This is a genomic window from Thaumasiovibrio subtropicus, assembly GCF_019703835.1.
GTDB lineage: Bacteria > Pseudomonadota > Gammaproteobacteria > Enterobacterales > Vibrionaceae > Thaumasiovibrio > Thaumasiovibrio subtropicus.
This window is the reverse complement of record NZ_AP023054.1, coordinates 1,389,165-1,408,943: the sequence shown is the minus strand read 5'-3', so window position 1 is coordinate 1,408,943 and position 19,779 is coordinate 1,389,165. Positions and strand designations below refer to the sequence as shown.

Annotated in this window: 19 protein-coding genes; 12 read left to right on the top strand and 7 right to left on the bottom strand. The window is 46.0% G+C overall.

Annotation, left to right across the window (positions count from 1 at the left end):
- Positions 1–292: 292 nt before the first annotated feature.
- Positions 293–2,197 carry a methyl-accepting chemotaxis protein gene (locus tag TSUB_RS06575; protein ID WP_087017376.1) on the top strand — a complete coding sequence of 635 codons (1,905 nt, stop codon included), beginning with the start codon at positions 293–295 and terminating at the stop codon, positions 2,195–2,197.
- Between the two features lie 64 nt (positions 2,198–2,261).
- Here TSUB_RS06575 and TSUB_RS06570 read toward each other — a convergent pair whose 3' ends face one another.
- Entirely contained in the window at positions 2,262–2,735 is a 474-nt protein-coding gene (locus TSUB_RS06570; RefSeq protein WP_087017378.1) for a peroxiredoxin family protein, read from the bottom strand.
- Between the two features lie 335 nt (positions 2,736–3,070).
- On the opposite strand from TSUB_RS06570, the gene TSUB_RS06565 reads away from it, so the two are divergent.
- From TSUB_RS06565 to TSUB_RS06555, 3 genes are all read left to right on the top strand, one after another.
- On the top strand, positions 3,071–3,577 hold the full coding sequence (locus tag TSUB_RS06565; RefSeq protein ID WP_159064803.1) for a hypothetical protein: 507 nt from the start codon (positions 3,071–3,073) through the stop codon (positions 3,575–3,577).
- The gene (locus tag TSUB_RS06560) at positions 3,570–4,016 is read left to right on the top strand and encodes a GNAT family N-acetyltransferase (protein ID WP_087017383.1); all 447 of its coding nucleotides are present in this window, start codon (positions 3,570–3,572) and stop codon (positions 4,014–4,016) included. Before TSUB_RS06565 ends, TSUB_RS06560 begins: the two co-directional genes overlap by 8 nt.
- 261 nt (positions 4,017–4,277) lie before the next feature.
- The gene (locus TSUB_RS06555) at positions 4,278–6,182 is read left to right on the top strand and encodes a methyl-accepting chemotaxis protein (RefSeq protein ID WP_087017385.1); all 1,905 of its coding nucleotides are present in this window, start codon (positions 4,278–4,280) and stop codon (positions 6,180–6,182) included.
- Positions 6,183–6,272: 90 nt separating this feature from the next.
- Here TSUB_RS06555 and TSUB_RS06550 read toward each other — a convergent pair whose 3' ends face one another.
- Positions 6,273–7,484 (bottom strand): MFS transporter, encoded by a 1,212-nt coding sequence (locus tag TSUB_RS06550; RefSeq protein WP_087017387.1) that lies wholly within the window; start codon positions 7,482–7,484, stop codon positions 6,273–6,275.
- Between the two features lie 80 nt (positions 7,485–7,564).
- Between TSUB_RS06550 and TSUB_RS06545 the strand changes: the two genes are divergently transcribed.
- Positions 7,565–8,497 (top strand): LysR family transcriptional regulator, encoded by a 933-nt coding sequence (locus TSUB_RS06545; protein ID WP_087017390.1) that lies wholly within the window; start codon positions 7,565–7,567, stop codon positions 8,495–8,497.
- Positions 8,498–8,528: 31 nt separating this feature from the next.
- Here the strand turns inward: TSUB_RS06545 and hmpA are convergent, their stop codons facing one another.
- Entirely contained in the window at positions 8,529–9,707 is a 1,179-nt protein-coding gene (gene hmpA, locus TSUB_RS06540; protein ID WP_087017392.1) for an NO-inducible flavohemoprotein, read from the bottom strand.
- A 252-nt stretch (positions 9,708–9,959) separates the two neighbouring features.
- On the opposite strand from hmpA, the gene norR reads away from it, so the two are divergent.
- The gene (gene norR, locus TSUB_RS06535) at positions 9,960–11,558 is read left to right on the top strand and encodes a nitric oxide reductase transcriptional regulator NorR (protein ID WP_087017394.1); all 1,599 of its coding nucleotides are present in this window, start codon (positions 9,960–9,962) and stop codon (positions 11,556–11,558) included.
- 129 nt (positions 11,559–11,687) lie between these two features.
- On the top strand, positions 11,688–12,251 hold the full coding sequence (locus tag TSUB_RS06530) for a sugar O-acetyltransferase (protein WP_087017395.1): 564 nt from the start codon (positions 11,688–11,690) through the stop codon (positions 12,249–12,251).
- 257 nt (positions 12,252–12,508) lie between these two features.
- Here TSUB_RS06530 and TSUB_RS06525 read toward each other — a convergent pair whose 3' ends face one another.
- The gene (locus tag TSUB_RS06525) at positions 12,509–13,411 is read right to left on the bottom strand and encodes a hypothetical protein (RefSeq protein WP_087017397.1); all 903 of its coding nucleotides are present in this window, start codon (positions 13,409–13,411) and stop codon (positions 12,509–12,511) included.
- A 349-nt stretch (positions 13,412–13,760) separates the two neighbouring features.
- Between TSUB_RS06525 and TSUB_RS06520 the strand changes: the two genes are divergently transcribed.
- Positions 13,761–14,282 (top strand): hypothetical protein, encoded by a 522-nt coding sequence (locus TSUB_RS06520; RefSeq protein ID WP_221274569.1) that lies wholly within the window; start codon positions 13,761–13,763, stop codon positions 14,280–14,282.
- Positions 14,283–14,457: 175 nt separating this feature from the next.
- On the opposite strand, the gene TSUB_RS06515 is transcribed toward TSUB_RS06520, so the two are convergent.
- Positions 14,458–15,216, bottom strand: coding sequence for an HD domain-containing protein (locus TSUB_RS06515; protein WP_087017399.1), 759 nt, complete (start codon positions 15,214–15,216; stop codon positions 14,458–14,460).
- A gap of 89 nt (positions 15,217–15,305) precedes the next feature.
- On the opposite strand from TSUB_RS06515, the gene TSUB_RS06510 reads away from it, so the two are divergent.
- Together TSUB_RS06510 and TSUB_RS06505 are read left to right on the top strand one after the other, a co-directional pair.
- Complete coding sequence (locus TSUB_RS06510; RefSeq protein WP_087017402.1) at positions 15,306–15,674, top strand: winged helix-turn-helix transcriptional regulator; 369 nt, start codon at positions 15,306–15,308, stop codon at positions 15,672–15,674.
- Between the two features lie 36 nt (positions 15,675–15,710).
- Positions 15,711–16,181, top strand: coding sequence for an NUDIX domain-containing protein (locus TSUB_RS06505; protein WP_087017404.1), 471 nt, complete (start codon positions 15,711–15,713; stop codon positions 16,179–16,181).
- Between the two features lie 47 nt (positions 16,182–16,228).
- On the opposite strand, the gene TSUB_RS06500 is transcribed toward TSUB_RS06505, so the two are convergent.
- Positions 16,229–16,684, bottom strand: coding sequence for a GNAT family N-acetyltransferase (locus tag TSUB_RS06500; protein ID WP_087017406.1), 456 nt, complete (start codon positions 16,682–16,684; stop codon positions 16,229–16,231).
- Between the two features lie 127 nt (positions 16,685–16,811).
- Here TSUB_RS06500 and TSUB_RS06495 point away from each other — a divergent pair, with 127 nt between their 5' ends.
- Positions 16,812–17,429: a fumarylacetoacetate hydrolase family protein gene (locus TSUB_RS06495; protein WP_246616412.1), complete on the top strand. Its 618-nt coding sequence runs from the start codon at positions 16,812–16,814 to the stop codon at positions 17,427–17,429.
- Positions 17,430–17,441: 12 nt separating this feature from the next.
- Here the strand turns inward: TSUB_RS06495 and TSUB_RS06490 are convergent, their stop codons facing one another.
- Positions 17,442–18,764 (bottom strand): ABC1 kinase family protein, encoded by a 1,323-nt coding sequence (locus TSUB_RS06490; RefSeq protein WP_087017408.1) that lies wholly within the window; start codon positions 18,762–18,764, stop codon positions 17,442–17,444.
- A 218-nt stretch (positions 18,765–18,982) separates the two neighbouring features.
- Between TSUB_RS06490 and TSUB_RS06485 the strand changes: the two genes are divergently transcribed.
- The gene (locus TSUB_RS06485; protein ID WP_087017409.1) at positions 18,983–19,762 is read left to right on the top strand and encodes a substrate-binding periplasmic protein; all 780 of its coding nucleotides are present in this window, start codon (positions 18,983–18,985) and stop codon (positions 19,760–19,762) included.
- Positions 19,763–19,779 lie beyond the last annotated feature (17 nt).

Here is a 19,779-nt window from a genome sequence, read left to right as displayed (position 1 = left end):
GTTAAATATTCATACCCCAGCATCTATTTAATCCTAAAAATCAAAATAAACGACTATTTTTGACAAATCCGACCGCAGTCAATCTTACAATTAATTACATTTTCACCCATATCGAACCAGTCTAACAACGAAGTCATTTACCCCTTTAAATACATAGACATAGAGCAGAATTATTCACTAGCAAGCATACCAAATAAACAATCAGATGCATATGTAAGTATTACAAATTTATGCCTTACCATTTAGCGGAAAAATAACTAACTTAATTAAATTCAACTTGAGCTGACCATATATGACGTTCGGATTTAGACAGCGGATTCTCTCTGTTGCAACACTATTACTTGTTACCTCATTAGGTATCTCCGTTTTCCTCTCTTACCACTATTTTGCTAAGGATAAAAAAGCTTCAATTGACTATGCCGCTTCGATAAAAGTGGAGTCAATGAGCAATGCCATTGAATCCTGGATGGGAAATGTTAAGCAAAGCCTAATAAAAACGGCCCCCGCTTTTAACGACAATCTTGATGATGCAACGATTGAGCTTCTCGTTAAACAAATAGCAAAAGCCGCCAATGTGACAGACATTGTCGTTGGCTTTGAGGACGGGCGATCTTATGGTTCAAGTACGGGTAAACGCCAGCTATCAAAATACGACCCACGTGTTCGTAGCTGGTACAAAGATGCCAAGGCAAAGCGCTCAACAATCGTAACCGGTATTTATGTTGGTGCGACATCCAAAAAGCTCATGATCAGTGTTGCTGAACCCTTTTACCTTGGAAATCAATTGCACGGCGTATTACTTGCTGACCTAACCTTAGAGATGCTTTCAGAGCTTGTCAGTAAGGATTTAGAATCAACCGCACTGGCAACCCTCTATGATTCTGAGGGCAAAATCATTGCCTCATCGTCAAAAGCACTGACTGCGGGTAAAAGCACCATTCGTGATCAAGAAGGCTTAGCAAACCAAATCCACCAAGTTCTTGGTAATCATTTTGGCTCTTTGACCTTTGTCAGTAACGATCGCAGCCGTATTGGTTTTTATGATGCGATAGACATCAGTGATGATCTTTCATGGCACTACATGGTAAGTGTGGATGAAGAAGAGACCTATTCAAGCCTCAGTGATCTCTTCAGGAGCCTGATGTTTGTCGCGATTCTACTCATTATTGTTTCAACGGCCATTATTGTATTTAGCTTGAACCTGCTCTTTAAACCAATCAACGCGCTCAAGGCCAAAGTCCATGGCCTCACTGAAGGCGATGGCGACTTGACCAAAAAATTGGAAGTGACTAGCCATGACGAGTTAGGCCAAATCGCTAGCAGTATTAATGTCTTCATGGAACAACTTCAAGAACTGATTCGTGAAACCAAACGTTGTGGAGACCAGATCAGCGAAAGCATGGTCTCAACCGTGGAAGGGACAACACAAGCGCAGAACGCCATCGATAGCCAGTTGCAAGAAGTGGATCAACTTGCCGCTGCAATCAATGAAATGTCTGTCAGTGCGACAGAAGTCGCAAGTCACTCTCAAAATGCATCGGTAGTGATTGAGAACACCTTTACCAACATCAATGAAAGCGCCACGCTAGTACAGCAATCATCACAATCGGTTTCAACCTTAGCAGCCAAAGTCGATGAAGCGGCCAATGTCGTAACTGAGCTCGATAGCGCATCAAAAACCATTGAGTCAGTCTTGGAAGTCATTAATGACATTGCCGATCAGACCAACCTGCTTGCACTTAATGCTGCCATTGAAGCTGCGCGAGCCGGTGAATCTGGTCGCGGATTCGCGGTCGTTGCAGATGAAGTTCGCTCACTAGCACAGAAGACACAACGTTCGACTGAAGAGATTGGCCGTACGATTCAAGTTCTCCAATCGGGATCAAAATCAGCCATTACCGTCATGAATGAAAGCCAGTCGGAAGTCAAAGCGACGATGGAACACGCCAGCAGTGCCGATGAGTCTCTGCAATCAATCCGTGAATCCATGGGGCAAATCACCGACATGGTGCACCAAATCGCGTCAGCGGCTGAAGAGCAAAGCTTAGTCAGCGAAGACATTAACCAAAATGCCCAAAAGACCAAAGATCTTTCTGATCAAGTCTCACAGGTTGTGCAACAGACCACAAAGATGATGACGGACCAACAACAGACCGTTCGACATCAAGATGAAGTATTAAGCCGCTTTATTGTCTAGTCGATAACACCCAATAACAAAGAAAGCGCCAACTGGCGCTTTCTTCTTTTCCTCAATCTTGATGTTAGACTTTCAATGCTGCTCGCAACTGACCAACAGAGTTAAAACCACCACTTAAAGACTTGATCGATTTTCCTGACGCATTAATCACTCTAAAATAAGGAACGCCCGGCACACGCATATTGCGATAGCGATCGCCGCCTGCGTCATAAGAAACAGGGAAAGGATATTTTCGCGCATACTCTCTAACCTCAGTGATTGAGTCTTTGCCAATCACCACTTCTACCGGGATCCCTTCTTGGCGCAGTGCATGTACTAAGCTAATGATGGTTGGTCGACGGTTATGACAGTGTGGGCACCAAGGTGCGACATAAACCACGACACACTTAGGCTGACTGCACACCCCTTCTTTCATTTCAACATCTATCAAGGCGATTTCTTCAGGCGTGAGTGTCGGAGGAGTAGGGTCAGGTGGCGACGGTGCCGTTAACACCATCAATACGATCAAGCCAATAACGGCAAGGACGAGTGCTTTCATTGATTAAACTTAACGCTCCATGTCTAATTGTTATTATCTCTACCTAGCCAGTCTATATACTCAAGTTATCTCAAGATGCAGAATTCAGAAGCGGGCTAGCGCGTCGAGTTCAAGGCAAAGGTGACTTGAACATAAACATACAGCGAGCCTATCTTTCTGTGCCAACGCATAACTTCAAGATGCGGGAGAGTTCGCGATTTCAACCCTAGGGGTGCAACAACACTCATTGACGCGATAACTCCATGGCACCTTTCCCAAAAATTAAGACACCGGATCACAATTTAATTTTAGTGATGCTTAAAATTATCATCTCGTTTAGCGCATGGCCCTACTTAATGAAAACCAGTAAACTTCTCAGTATTGTACTCAGTTCACAGATCTTCTTTGTCGTTAGCTGCACTTGCAGTGCTGTTCCAATTAGTAAGTTGCTATCCCATTTAAATACGCCCAAATACAATTATGCACTCGTCCAAGATGGTGATGAGGTAATTTTCCTTGATAATCAATCAACAATTGAAAAGTATCGTTCAAAGCAAGACATCAATCTGCCTGTTAGCTTCCTCATCAATCAAGCACACGGCCAAATGCCCATCGACACTGCTACATCGTTACACTATCAAGTCGAGCAATTAAACGAAAAACAGCGAATCTCTATCAAGATCATTAACGATGATTGGCAAACCACATTCGAATACGATGCCACGCATTCCCAAATTTCCAATATTAATTCTCATCATTGGGCCGTCGGGCATCTATTCGGCGCTTTCCCCTACGCTTTTCTTTTGGCATTGTGTTTATACCTCATTGGAAAAAGACTTCGAGCACAACTATCGCATGTTTAACTATCGCCCTGTCACCCCAACTCACTCGGACTTCATTAGGCTTAGTGGAGAACTAAATGAAGTACTATCAAACATAACGGGCGATTCTGGTGAGCGTTCATTTTCAGCTCAAGACTTTAATCCCTCACGCGATCGTTACATCGTCATTTATGACCAATCAACCCCCATTGGCTGCGGTGGATTTCGCTACCATGAAAAAGGCATATGTGAACTAAAACGCATGTATTCAAAGCGCAAGGGAGGCGGGGCTTACCTACTTACCGCACTCGAAACACTGGCGGTAAATAGAGGTTACCAAACGGCTATTTTGTCGACTCGACGTATCAATCACAGCGCCGTTGAATTCTATCTCCGCTATGGATACATACCATCACCGCCTTATGGTAAATACCAACACGTCGACCATTCCGTCTGCCTACAAAAACAACTTACGGTGTAAATCTGAAGCGAGCTCGCTTCTCAACCCTGCCCATTGCTGACCAATCTTCACCCCAATTACATTTTGTTACTAAAAAACAAATATTCATCCATGTTAACCAAAGATGTTGATAACGTAAAAATTCTTACTAAAAACAGCTGGATATCAATTAACTTACTCAGCTAAATCCTTGATAAGCACTCAATATCATACTTTATGGACTATTCATAGATCTCTACTATGCGCTGCGAGAATGACTGAATAAACAAAGAGCTACCCTTTATGACATTTGGATTTAGACAACGAATACTTTCTGTTGCCACCTTGCTGCTAATGCTATCGCTAGGCATCTCCGTCACCCTTTCTTACAACTACTTTTCGGAAGATAAAAAGCACTCGATTGATTATTCTGCCAGCGTCAAAGTTGAAGCGATGACCGATGCAATTGGCACTTGGATGGAAAACGTCAAGCAGAGCCTGGTAAAAACCGCGCCAACCTTTAGCCAAGATTTTGATGACGACACCTTAGTACTGCTCGTACAGCAAATCACCCACGCGTCACATGTCACCGATATCGTCGTCGGCTTTGAAGACGGCCGATCTTATGGCGCAGCGTCTGGGAAACGAGACCTTGCGAGTTATGACCCTCGCACCCGAGACTGGTACCGAGGTGCCAAATCACGTCGTGGCACCTTTGTCACCGGTATTTATGTCGATGCCCTGACAAATCAGCTGATGATCAGTGTTGCTGAACCTTTCTATCGCAATGGGCGCCTACATGGTGTCTTACTTGCTGACGTGACTTTAGACCGTTTAGAAGCCTTAGTTAGCCACAACTTAGATGGGTCAGCACTCGCCAGCCTTTATGACGCGGAAGGCACCGTGATCGCCTCATCATCACGCCTTGCGACCCCGGGAAAAACACGTATTCATGATATAGCGGAACTTGCTCGCCACAGTCATACCATTCTCTCAAATAGCTACGGGTCTCTTTCCTATGAAAGCAAAAATGGCCCTCGCATCGGCTACTTCGATAGTATTCGGGTCAGTGACGATGTCCATTGGCACTACCTTGTTAGCGTCGACGAAGATGAAGTCTATGCCAGCCTAACGAATTTGTTTACTAACCTCATGGTTGTCTCAGTTGTTCTTCTTCTCGTTTCGGCAGGGATCATTGTCTTCAGTCTGAACTTGCTGTTTAAACCGATTAACGCCTTGAAAACCACGATTCACGGTTTAACAGAAGGTGATGGCGACTTAACGAAGAAGCTCGACGTCACCAGTAACGACGAGCTCGGTCAAATCGCCCACAGCATCAACCTGTTTATGGAACAATTGCAGGCACTGATCCAGCAAACGAAGCAGTGCAGCAATGCCATTTCTGACAATATGTCTGACGCGGTAGCCGGTACGGATCGTGCAAAACAATCCATTGAAAGTCAGCGTATGGAAGTCGACCAGTTAGCTGCGGCCATCAATCAAATGTCAGTGAGCGCAACAGAAGTCGCGAGCCACTCTCAAAACGCCTCAGTGGAGATTGAAAGTGCCTTTAACGGTATCAATGACAGCGCAAATCTCGTACAACAGTCTGCGACGTCAGTGGGCGCACTTGCTGCGAAAGTCGATGAAGCTTCTCGTGTTGTTTCTGAGCTAGATAGCGCGTCTAAGACCATTGCGAGTGTGCTCGAAGTGATCAATGACATCGCAGACCAAACCAATCTTCTAGCGCTCAATGCGGCGATCGAGGCGGCACGAGCCGGTGAATCCGGTCGTGGGTTTGCGGTTGTCGCCGATGAAGTCCGTTCACTTGCTCAAAAGACCCAGCATTCAACAGAAGAAATTGGTAAGACCATTTCCTTACTACAGGCTGGCTCGCAATCAGCGATTGCTGTCATGAATGAGAGTCAAAATGAAGTTGAATCAACACAGGCGCTTGCCGAAAGTGCTGACCAAGCGCTGAAAACTATCCGTGACTCAATGGGTAAAATGACAGACATGATTCATCAAATCGCTTCCGCGGCAGAAGAGCAGAGCCTCGTCAGTGAAGATATCAACCGTAACGCTCAGAAAACCAAAGATCTGTCTGATGAAGTCTCTGTTGTCATTGAACAAACCGCGAATATGATGACTGAGCAAAAATCCACCGTGAAGCGTCAGCATGATGTACTGAGCCGTTTTATTGTTTAACATCCTAAAGATAGCCAAAAAAAACGCCGCGCTTAATAGCGCGGCGTTTTCATTTCAATCATTGTGGTAAGCAACCGTGAGGAATGCACACTAACTGGTTTCATTCGCGAGTGGCGGGCAAAGTTGCAGACAGAACAACGCGCCAATAGCGATCAGCGCACCAACCCACAAAGGTGCGACAAGCGTGTAGCCCAGTTCCAAAGCAAATCCAGCAGCAACGCTACCCAACATAATACCGAGCGTAATCACCGAAGAATGCAGTGTATTCACAAAGGCTCGCTCGCCCTGAGGCAACATCATCAAGCGGCTTACAAGAGCAGGATTCAGACTGACTCCGCATAAGCCAAGTAGTAAAGTACAGGCTACTGCTGTCAACGTGTGACTGGCAAAAAGCGCAAACACTATTAACAGGCAAACAAGAACAGCCACCCCTCCAGCGATCAATGCTTTTGCAAACTGAGCTGCAAATTTTGCCACCCAGTAATTGCCAATTAACATGACGAGACCATAGGCAAAAAGTAATCCAGTCGTCGCTTCAGCACTCAGGCCAGAAAGGTCTGTTAAAATAGGGACAATGTAGCTAAAGGGGGCATATACCGCACCTATCACGAAAAAGCTGGTACCAAACACCCACCAAAGACGTTTATCAAAAACCGCACGAATTTCAGCACTGAGTGACAAAGGCGGCTCAGGTTCCAACACCGGGATCCTTCGTGCAGTGAACAGCGCACTTAACACGGCCATCCCGGTAACAACATAGAAGCTTAAGCGCCAATCTCCCCATTCTGCGATGAGTTTCGCTAAAGGCAGACCAATAATGGTGCCAACCATAATACCCGCCAACACCACACCAACCGCTTTAATCCGTTGAGATACCTCGACTAACCGAGCGCACAAACCAATAGCCGTCCCAAAAAAAGCGCCGGAAACCGCGCCAGTAATCACTCGAGCAATGACGAGTTGACCATAACTTGATGCTACCGCGCCAAGTAGCTCGCCGAAAATAAATACCAAGTACAGCAAAATCAAAGCGCGCTTTGGCGGCAGTTTAGCCAGCAGCAGTGCTAACATGGGACCTCCAATTGCCATACTGGCCGCAAAAACTGAAACGAGATACCCAACGTTTGAGATTGATATGTTCATTGCCGTCGACAGCTGAGGCATCATTCCCAATACCTGAAGCTCACAACTGATCATGATGAAAATCCCAACACTAAGCAGATAAATACTCAATGGCAAAGGACGTTGTTCATCGTTTCCCTCTGCCTCCTCAACGGCAGACAATACACTGGCATCTTGCATGTTTTTTCCTTTTGAATAACAACTTGCCTCAGTATCATTAATGACTTAATGTAAATAAATCGACCAAAATCATTTCAGTAATGACTAATCACATTAATCATCCCGATCTCAATGCCATTCGCTTGTTTGCTAAAGTCGCTGAACTTAAGAGTTTTACTCAAGCAGCAGCTCAACTAAACCTGACTCAATCCGGACTATCTCGTGCAGTGGCAAGATTAGAAAATCAACTTGGTATTACCCTGTTACATCGCAACACGCGGCGTTTGTCTCTCACCTCCGATGGTGCACATTTTCTTGCCCAAGTTAGTCCACTCATCAGCGAGTTAGAAGATGCGCATAACGCGCTACAGTTCCGCGACACTCAACCGAAAGGAAAACTGAAACTAAGTGCCCCGTCTGCCTTTGGCAAAGTAGTACTGATGCCGATCATCAACGAACTCTTGGCACAATACCCTCGGCTTGAGATAGATCTTGTCTTGACGGATCGTCGAGTCAATATGCTGGAGGAAGGGTTCGACGCAGTGATTCGCAGCGGTGATATTGTCGATGAACGCGTGATTGCCTTCCCGCTTAAGGCATCGCGCTGGGTCACTGTTGCATCAGCTAAATATTTAGCGAAACACGGTGTGCCGACAACGCCAAGTGACCTTATCGACCACAACTGTTTGCAAGTACGGAATCTCGCGTCGGGGACCTGTTTTCCATGGCGCTTTTGCTTTTCGGGGCATCCGCTTCCCCAGCCTGTCGCCGGAAACTTGATCCTCGATCATGGCGATCCATTAGCGGATGCTGCGACATTAGGTATGGGTATCGCCCAACTCATGACCTTTTTCGTCCGAGACAAACTGGCCAAGGGTGAATTACAAGAAATACTGGCCGACTTTGCGCCGCCTGCACACAACCTTAATTTACTCTATCTTCCCTCTCGACAACGTTCTGCGAAGATTACTGTATTGAAGGAAGCTTTAGTGACGCATTGGGGTGGATTCGAAAAGGTTAAAAGCGCCTCTTAAAGAGGCGCGAATCAATCGATATCTTGACTGACTATAGCGAGGCGTGCGGCCCAAACACTTCATAGTGAATACGATCACGCGTCACGCCGAGCGCTTCTAATTGCGCCACGACGGAAGTCATGAAGCCCATCGGTCCACACAGATAAAAATCGCCGTCACTAATCGGCAAGTAAGCTTGCACCTCTCCTAACTGCATTTGGCCGTTAAAGTCAGCGCCAGTGCCTTCTTCATACCAACTAAACTGCTGCCAGTCTTGCTCTGCGATTATCTCAGCCGTCTCACTGACAAAGGTGTGTTGAGCCGCATTTTTACAGGCATACAGATAGGTCACGGATTGCTTTTCACGCTCGGCCAAATGGTGCAACATGGCTTGCATCGGCGTAGCACCAACCCCAGCGGAGAGCAAAGCAACAGGACGCGATTTTTCAACATAGAAGAAATCACCTGCAGGTGCGTGAAGTTTTACGGTATCCCCAACATTTACTTCATCATGAAGGTAGTTAGATACCACCCCATGGTGACCTTCATTTTGCTCACGCTTTACCGAAATTCGGTATTGTGACCCGTTCGGACAGTGAGACAGTGAGTATTGACGAATCTCGTTGTAACCTTCGTTACTAGGCTTCACTTCTAGCCCAATGTACTGACCCGGTTCAAAGTCGAGAACGGCGTTGCTATCTGTTGGGCGAAGGTGAAAACTCGTCACGAACTCGGATTCAGCTTTCTTATCTGCCACCACAAAGTCTCGTGCGGCATGCCATCCCCCGACGGCCTGTCTTCGCTGCAGATAGAGCTCCCCTTCTCGATCAATAAATATTTTTGCCAAAAACAGATACGCGGCAGTCCACGCTTCTTCGACATCTTTTGTAAAGGCATCACTCGCCAGCTCTCGCAACGTTTCAATGAGGTGATGGCCAACGATCTGATAATGCTCCGCTTGAATATTGAAGCTCGTATGTTTATGCGCGATACGCTCCACTGCGGTGGTTAATGCGCCTAGGTTGTCGATATTCTTCGCATATGCCGCGACGGCTTCGAACAGTGCAACACCCTGCCGACCGGTGCGCTGATGAGACATGTTAAAGATGTCTTTCAGTTCAGGATTATGATCAAACATGCGTTGATAAAAATGCTGCGTGAGCGCCGGACCGGCACTTTCCAATAGGGGAATCGTGCTCTTTACGACGTCGATATGGCGTTCTTCTAACATACTGGGAGACTCCTTATTACTGACTTTTTCAGCGCTGTCATTGCACCGCCTTTTTTTATTCTCAAACCAGCATCAAATAGCGTATGAGGTTTGAGTTTATACTCACATCAGCACAAAACGTGCCAGAACCACTAACTCACTAATACTCCTAACTTTCAATTAGTTAATCGGCATAAATATGTCAAATTGACCTGATTGAAAAAAGTCAAAATGACACTATCATGTCATAAAACAACATTTCGGAATTCACAAATGAACGACATTACGGTTTCCACATTGGTCGAAATGACTGTGGGGCTAGCCAGTGGCCATGACAATAAAACGCGTTTTGATCGCTTACTCGATGCCATCAGAAAAGCCATTCAATGTGACAGTGTAGTGCTACTTTCACTGCAAGGAGACACTTTGATACCGATGGCTATGCAAGGGTTAACCAACGACACATTGGGTCGGCGATTTGTTGTTAATGAACACCCCAGATTTGCTGAAATTTGCGCGACAACGCAACCGGTTAAATTTGCTGCAGATTCTCCGCTCCCCGACCCCTTTGACGGTTTGCTCCTTGATCACGAAGGTGACCTACCTATGCATTCATGCATGGGATTACCACTCCGTTTTGGTGAACAGTTACTCGGCGTATTGGCATTGGATAGTGTCCAGCCAAAGATGTTTGATGCCATTTCACACCGCACCTTGGACGTCCTGAGTGCTATCGCGAGTTCAACTCTGCAAATGGCGTTGAATTTCTCTCAACTAGAGAGGCAAGCGACACAGGCGCAGCGACAGGTGGACAGCTTGAATGAAGAGGCATGGGAGCAAAAAGGCGGGGAAATCATAGGCAATAGTGAGGCAATGCAGGTCTTGAAGGCCGATATCAGTGTCGTCGCGCCGTCGAATTTCAATATCCTTATTCAAGGTGAAACTGGCGTAGGTAAAGAACTGGTCGCCCGTACCCTTCACCATAACTCCTCCATACATCGCCAAGCGCTCGTGTACGTAAACTGTGCCGCCATACCCGAGAGTTTGGTTGAGAGCGAACTCTTTGGCCACGTGAAAGGGGCATTTACTGGCGCTGATAAACATCGACTAGGTAAGTTTGCCTTAGCCGATGGCGGGACGCTTTTTCTCGACGAAATAGGCGAACTACCACTCGCTGCGCAAAGCAAAATACTGCGTGCGTTGCAAAACAATGAAATTCAACCCGTAGGACAAGACACCATCGACACCGTGTCCGTAAGAGTGCTTGCCGCCACCAATCGCGATTTAAAACAAGAAGTTGATGAAGGACGTTTTCGCGCTGACTTATATCACAGGCTCAGTGTCTACCCCATTACTGTGCCTGCTCTTCGCGATCGAGACGGTGATATTCCATTGCTCGCGGGTTTCTTTCTAGAGCAGGCACGTCGCAGACTCGGCATCACCCAAATAAAACTCAATCGAGATGCCCTTATCTATCTGTGCGACTATCCATGGCCGGGCAATGTCCGAGAGCTTGAACATGTTATCAATAGAGCAGCGCTGAAAGCGCGCGCGAGACTGACGGAGAGCAGCGTCGTGTCGTTAACGATCAGTGATATTGGTCCACTCGATAACCTGCCTGTTCCCAGAAGTAACGTACGTCAGTCTCAGCAGACACAACCTAATCAACACATAGACGTCTCTCTCGGGTTGCGTGCCGCAACAGAACAGTTTCAAAAACAGGCTATTGAGCAAAGTCTAAACCAAGCAGACTTTAACTGGGCGAAAGCGGCACGTTTACTGAAAACAGATAGAGCAAATTTAGTGCGATTGGCAAAACGGCTCGGCATTGTCCTCGAAAAAACAGCGCGGCTCGTAGATGGATCGCGTTAACTCAATTCAATCGTATCTGTGTACTCTTCAATACTATTCACTCACGCGCACAATTTGGTGAGCTCATTCACATAGTGAAACGCATGAGTCAGCTAAGATTTGCTCAAATGTCCGAAGATAAGGTGTAGCGTGACTGAATTTGAAAAGATGTGCCAAGGGCTCGACTATGACGCCTACAGCCCTGAGTTTGATCAACTCCGAAACCAAGCATTCGATCTATTACAGAAGATCAATACGCGCCAGTTTGAGGCCGCCAAACCCTTTGTCGCACAGTTACTCGGGTCGGTTGGCGAAGGCAGTATTATCTGTCCCCCTTTCCAATGTGAATATGGAAAAACGATTACATTGGGCACGGGAAGCTTTATCAATATGGGGGTCACCATGTTAGATAATGCGCCAATTACGCTAGGGAATAACGTCCTCGTCGGGCCAAGTTCGCAATTTTACACCCCGACTCATCCCCTCGATTATCGACAACGCAAGAAATGGGAGATCACCTGTTTACCCATAGTGATCGAAGACGATGTGTGGATAGGCGGTAATGTGGTGATTTGCCAAGGTGTCACGGTTGGCGCACGTTCTGTCGTCGCCGCAGGATCTGTGGTCACGCGTGATGTTCCACCTGACACACTCGTTGGCGGTATGCCTGCCAAGCCAATCAAGGATCTGCGAGAAATCAACGAGACGCAATAACCAAGGCATCGCAGGCCACGTTTTTTCGCCTATGTTCAAGATCTCGACAAGACTAGTTTGAGAGTCTTTGGCGAAGACGAATAGAAAACCAAGAAGCACGGCTCAGAGGTACGACGTGTCTAGCTTAAACTCCAACCGCGCGACACACAGTGTTAGTGAGCCGTGTCTTCTAAGCTAACTTGCTGAGAGCACGGCTTGTGCAGAAGGACTCTCGAATAAGTAGAAGCGCCCTACAAAATTCATTTTAAGTACGCACTTCATAGTTCACTTTCAAAGAAAGGAGCCAACACGTCTCGTAATGGCGGAACTTCTAAGCTCTCATACAAATTAAAGACCATGTCATCTGCCTGACACAACAATGCAATCCCGTCCCGTAGTTTCGAGCAAGTAATATATGCCCTTTCGCCTGATCGTTTAGCGTCAAGTGCGCCTTGAAGTAAAGCGAAATCAGCATCTGCTTCAATTAGCGACCTTGGGATATCATGCCCCTTCAAATAGTAATAAGCGATCACTTCTGCAGGGACAAGTGCCTCCGGATAGTCAGCACCTACCGATTCGCGACTTGATAATATATACCTTTCCGCCAAATACGCTCTTAATCCACTTTCTGAAAACAACTGAATATCACCCAGATCACTACCATTCATCACGCTGTGACACATAGCAATAAACTCGTGGCCACATAAGCGAATGTAAGGGAAAATTGTCATTTCAACTTCGTCATCGAGAATGTTGGAGATTTGCTCAATACATACGTTAATAATTGACTCGCGTCTTGACTCTGCCGCAAAACTCCCTCCCAAGGTCATCGACACTCCGACCTGAAGTTTAGTTACATAAAGCTCTTCGTCATCAGAAGAGAACTGCTTTCCCCAAAGCACACGCTCAAGCAGCTCCTCAGCAAGCTCTTGATAAAGATTCATTTGCGGTCCATCACCCGTTAAATAGGCGTCGGTATAGCGAAACAGGGCATACCGATAAAAGAAATTAACATGATTCGTAAGCACACCTAAGCAATATGCCGGTTCTTCGTGATATTTTTTAATTCGTTCAATAACAGATTGAGGGTCAACATTTAAATGATCAGTGTCATACGACAAGCTTTCATAAAAATAGTTGACATATTTCTTACGGTGTTTCCAAATCGGTGGTCTTTTCATTACCATTTCCTTACATCGACTGCCATATCGCGCTTACCCCCATAGCGGGAGTCTTTTTCGGGTTATAAGTCCATCAAAGTATGCTCTTGTGACAAGGCATATAAAGATAACTTTTGGAACTAATGGTAAAGCTCTCATAATGCGTTATTCTATTCTAACCTGGTGAAAAAAGAAATATACATAAACGAATGGCGAGGAAGATCAACATATACGAGTAATGGCGGCCCGAAAGCTGGCTGCATTCATGTAGCGAAAGTAGATGCCGAGGTTATTCATAACTGGGTTGACGAAAAAACCAGAGTAGTCATCAGTTATCCTTGGTAAACATGGAAAATATTGAGATAAAAATATGCGCCCAAATAAAGCACACTGTTTAAAATACCTGATACTGCCCATTACTCTTTTTTTGACTTTCGTCAGCTATACAATGGCTGACACTTCAAGTATAGAAATGCATATCGGACTCTACAAAATCGATCAAGCATCATGCAAAGCTAACACTAATGTAAAAGATCACTGCGGGAATGACATTTTTATAGAATTAGTAAAAGGACAGTTTATGGGTATCGAAGATCACGAGCTAGCTTTTGTAGTCTGGAGTGGAGACACTAACATTGACCCAGAATTGCAATACACGGCATTTCTAGTTCCTGAGCATTTAAATCGAAGCATCGAAAATGACCAATATATTATTAATAAAGATAATGATTCTCTTGAGCAATTAACCTTCTTTGATGACATATTGGTTGAGTTTAATGCGACATACTTTTCCGATAGTAACAATGTTAAGCATACTGTTTTTTATCAAGTAATACCCACTCAACGAGGAAGACATCCTCAATACAGGATGAATTATCCCGGAAACAAATAATCTCACGCGGGCTCCTAGAGCATAGCTGACTTGCCTTATATACTCAAGCAACATTGAGTTGCTTGAGTATATATCACATTCGCTTTACAGCCTTCGAAGACCATCATTTCCTGCTCAATACGATGGTTTTAAGTGTATAGCAAAGCTTCGATTTAACTTGGCCACTAAACCCAGCCTACTTTTCCAATGGGTTTTTATCCACCAGCCCTTCAAAACCACACGAACAGAGTACTCCAGCATGAGAGCACTTATGGTGTGGTATGTCTGTCATCGTATCCAATATATGCGCTTTAAATCCGTCACGAGAGTAACGCTGATGCACTTTGGCTAACTCTGCTTTGGGAAAGAGAAATTGATAGCCACCTATCACATCCAGTGTCGCGCCTTTCTGCAAACTGCGCGCTTCAATGCTGTTCTGCTTTGCAGAGAGAAACGGATTTAAGTGCTTGGAAATCGCTTCATATAAGGCAATTCGCCATGAGGTACCGTACTCATACTTCTCAGCTAACGCGTATGCTTCCCTCGCGCCAACAACCGCAAAACTGTTTGACGCTGCCTGCGATTGAAAGTCATCCGTTAGCCCGATGTCGTGCATCAGTGACGCCACATAGAGCAACTCTAGGTCGGGTTTTTCTCCTGTAAACTGTGCATACATGGCAGCAAAATAATAGGTGCGTAAGCAATGCAGATAGAGCTCGGGCTTACAACTGACACTTGCCAACAATTGCGCCTCTCTCGCAATTTGGCTGTCAGGTTCAGGAATGCTATCAAGGTTTATGCGCGCTATCGCTTTTTGGTAACCGCCGCACGCCGTCAACAGCTTCTGAATCATCTCATGACATTGCCCACGTACTAACAAACTATAAAACCGCCACTTATCCATACCCATAAGTAACCCATTTGTCTCTTCACTCCAACGATAATCACTGATCATTAATCTCTTTCCCTAAGTCACTTGTATTTTGCAATTCACTACCCTATATGGCAAACTTTCAAAATGCAAGTCACGAATTTGGAGCTCCAATGCACAAGCGTTCAATCTGCCCTCTTGCCAATTGCCTTGATCAAATTGGCGATAAATGGACACTTATTCTTCTCAGAGACATGTACTTAGGTAAGCAGCGCTATGGTGATTTCTTAAGTTCTGATGAGGGCATTACGACGAATATCTTAGCCAGCAGGCTTAAGGAGATGCTAGAGAATGGCTTAATTGAAAAACGGGCTTATCAAGATAAACCCGTACGATACGAGTACTTTCTTTGCGATGCAGGCAAACAACTCCTCCCTGTCGTGCAAGCCATGAGTCAGTGGGCTGAGCAGCACATCTCGGGCTGCCGCCAACCACCTGCCGCTTTTTACGCCCTGTCACCTGACGATCTTGCTACCAAGTAAATATTTAAACATCACAATTAAAAAACAAGGTATCAAATGAGTGCAAGTAAGTACTTAAAGCATTTAAGAGAAAAAGTGGGGATCTTACCACTTATGATCCCAGCTGTTGCAGCGGTTATTTTGAACGAGCGCAATGAGCTATTGTTACAACGGAAAACCGATGGCTCATGGAGCCTACCGGCGGGGATGATCGAGCCAAAGGAATCGCCAGCACAAGCTATAGTGAGAGAAGTATACGAAGAAACGGGATTAACCGCACACGTTGAGCGCATTCTCGGGGTATTTGGGGGCGAAGACTATAGTTTCACTTATCCAAACGGCGACCAAGTTGACTACACCATTGTTCTATTTAAGTGTCGCGTAGAGGATGAAAATACGGCGCCGCGAGATAGAGAAACAGAAAGCTTAGAATGGTTTTCGAAAACGTCACTGCCCGAGCTGGCTCTGCCCTACCCGTTAGCATGTCTGTTTGCGGAAAATACGGATGGCTACTTTGACAAAACATAGTTCCAGCCCTGTATACTCAAGCCCACGCAAGATGCTTGAGTACAGGCTTAAAGCTGCTTTGTCATAAACTTACTGTAAGGATCAGGTTGATAATTGCCAAACGGGCCACAGTATTCAAAGCCGAACTTTTCGTAGAGATGTCGAGCCGGTAGAAAGTAATCCTCCGACCCCGTTTCTAAACTCACCGTAAGGATACCTTGGGACTTCGCAAAATCGAGAACATGCTGCAATAGCCCAGAAGCAACCCCTGCCTGACGAGCGAGATGGATGGTTCGCATTGATTTCAATTCCGCATCATGCTCACTGAGCATTTTTATCGCGACACACCCTAGCAGTTGCCCATCTCGCCATCCGCTAAAAAAGGTGATATCCGGGGCTTTCAAGGCATTTACATCAAGTGCATGTACGCTCTCTGGTGGCGAAGTGGCATACATGTCCGCTAAATGCTCCTCTAACAGCGCAATCACTTCTCCGCCAGTGAGATCATCTTGTTTGATTTCCATATCGATACCTCTATCTGATAAACACTTTATCAACATACGGATTTTTGGCTATTATTCAACAGCCTTGGTGTGCCAATACTCAAACCGCCTCAAGGAGATTAAGTATCCGGCTAGACAAGGAGATCCTGTGCCAAGTATCACATTTGCCAATCAAGAGCGGCAGCCTAACTCACTATTGTGCATCGGTCGCAACTACATGGCGCACATCGAAGAGCTCAATAACGCCGTCCCTGAAGAAATGGTGTTCTTTTTCAAACCTGCCTCTTCTCTATCTGCTGTTTTGAACAGCCAACAAGGTGGCGAACCACTGCATTATGAAGCAGAAATCTGCTTTCTTATCGAAGCGAGCGCGCCCATCGCTGTCGGGATCGGCCTCGACCTGACAAAACGCGCGACACAACAACGACTCAAAGAAAGAGGATTACCTTGGGAGCGTGCTAAAGCATTTTCCGGTGCTGCCGTTTTGAGCCCATTTGTTTCACTACAGAACATTCAGCTCACAAGCCTGCGGTTTGAACTGAGAATTGATGACGACCTTCAGCAACAGGGCGACTACGGTTTAATGATCAATAAGCCCGAAGAGATTTTTCGTGAGCTGAGCCATTTCATCGACTTACAAGATAACGATATTGTGATGACAGGCACGCCCAAAGGCGTGGGCCAAGTGGTATCAGGGGCACGCTATCACGTCTCTCTGTTTAGCGATGACACACTTTTACTAACCCACGAATGGATAGCATTGTAGAGCAACTCCAATTCAGCTCGCTTTGCGTTTTGGTCCTATCAGGTGAACATCAGCAATCGCTTTAAGGTTCACCTGTGCCTTTAGCCGCGCAGCCAGCAAGTACATACCGCCGATTTTTCGGTGAATAAACATCGCATCGACAGGCGGCGAATGCCACTCATCATGGCTTATATGCTCACCAAGCGCTTTCATTCTTTGCACTAAGTCGTGATCAGCAAAATTAAAATCGCCGTCGATGCGCAGCGGTTCACAGGCAATCTCAAACACATCCAAAATCAGCGCCTGTTGACGCGCTGATACAGGCGCGGAGAGAAAACCAATCTGCCTCAAAGCCGCAAGCATTCCTGCTCGATTTCCCGATTGTCCAGCAATCAGTAAACGGCGATAGCCATCAACCACTTGATAGGAAAACGCCCGTGAAGCGCCAAAATCCAACAACACAATCTTATCCGACGCTGTTGCATAGCGATAATTGGCAAAATTGGGGTCCGTTTGCATGAAGTGGAACTCAAACAGTTCTTTAAACAGGAGCTGGTAGAGGCGCGTCACCACGCTGTTTCGAATCGCTTGGTCAGCCATTTCCAATGACTCAATAGGATCACCTTCGACATATGTCATGGCGAGTACATTTTCTGTGGTCAGCGCTTGTTCTACCTCTGGCAGTAAAAAGCCAGCCAACCCTGTGACGCATTGCTGATACTGATGAAGCATGTCGGCTTCTCTGAGGTAATCCGTTTCAGCGTGTAGCTGCTGTTTTGCTTCCTCAATTAACGGCTGAAGATCAACCCCTTTGGGCAGTAAGCCTGTTGCTCTGAGCAATGCAATGACATTATCCACATCGCTATCAATGCTCTCGCGCACGCCCGGATATTGCACCTTTACCGCCAGTGCTTGGCCATCTTCACGATACCCTTTGTGTACTTGTCCAATAGACGCCGCGGCAAATGGCCGCAAATCAAATCCAGACAGTGTCTCCAGCCAGTGCGCTCCCCACTCGCGCTCCATAACACCGACCAGTTGGCCATGTGCCATCGGGTTAGCGCCTTCACGTAGGATGGCCATACATTGAGAAAGCTCGGCGGGCAGTAAATCGCCCCCATCCATAGACAGAAGCTGACCGACTTTCATCGCCGCACCACGCATTTGCGACAATTTCTGAGCGACCTGACTGGCATTCTTGGGCGTCAACAGAAGATCACTCAACTGAGGTTTACGGCCACGGCTTAGCTCTTTCGCGCCATCAGCCAACACATTACCCGCAATTCTACCCGCAAGTCGCCCTAACTTTCCTATCCGTTGTAGTCTTGACTGCGGCACAGCACTGTCTTTTTTCATCGCGAACCCCTTAGTCGTGTTAGCTGACTTATTATATTTTTAAGACAAACAGTTTCTTACGTAGATTTGTCTGAATTGATCACAATTCAAACCACCCAACTGCTCACTTTCTCCTGTTAACACTCAAACACAACCCACGCCATTTAGACTATATTTTTACTGTCTCGATATGCGCAATCAGCATTTTCGTTTAACTTCAATTGTTGGAATTTGTCACTATGCCAATCCACGCTCTCTGCATCATCACCTTGCTTACTGTTTTCGTCTCTCACACCCATGCCCAACAACTCAAAGTGGCATTTGGTGCTGACAAACCACCCTTTGTCTATGAAGAAAACGGCGAAACGAAAGGAATAGAAATTGATATCGTCAGCGAAGCGTTGGCGTACAGCGGATACAGTATTGAAACCATCACCACCATGCCCTACAACCGATTAACGGTAGGCATTGCCAATGGTTACGCCGATATCGTTGCGGGTGTGCAAATAAGTAGCGATAACTACTATTTTTCTGAACCTTATGTCGGATTTGAGAACTACGCGATTACCAAAGAAAGCCAAAACACAGCAATTAGTGCTATTCCCGAATTGAAGCAATACTCGGTCGCAACATGGAAAAATGCACACCAGCATCTAGGTCGCCTATTTGAAGAAATCTACTCGCCTAAATCCGATGTTGAACACAAGGCATACACCGAGTTCGTCGACCAACAAGCGCAAGTCGATTTCTTTTTGCTTAACCGAGCCGATGTCTTACTGATCGATATCTCGATCTTCTACTGGTTTAGAAAGCAGTTTATTGACAACCCTGAACTGAGCGACCGAACTCGCGATGCCGTATTAAATCAAGGCTATGTCTTCCATGAGATATTTCCGAAAACAACGCAGTTTTATGTCAACTTTGCCGACATCAAGCTGAGAGATGACTTCAATCGCGGTCTACGCCATTTAAAAGAGAGTGGTCGGTACAAAGCCATCTATGATAGCTATCATCAATAGGCTATTCCCTACGTCTT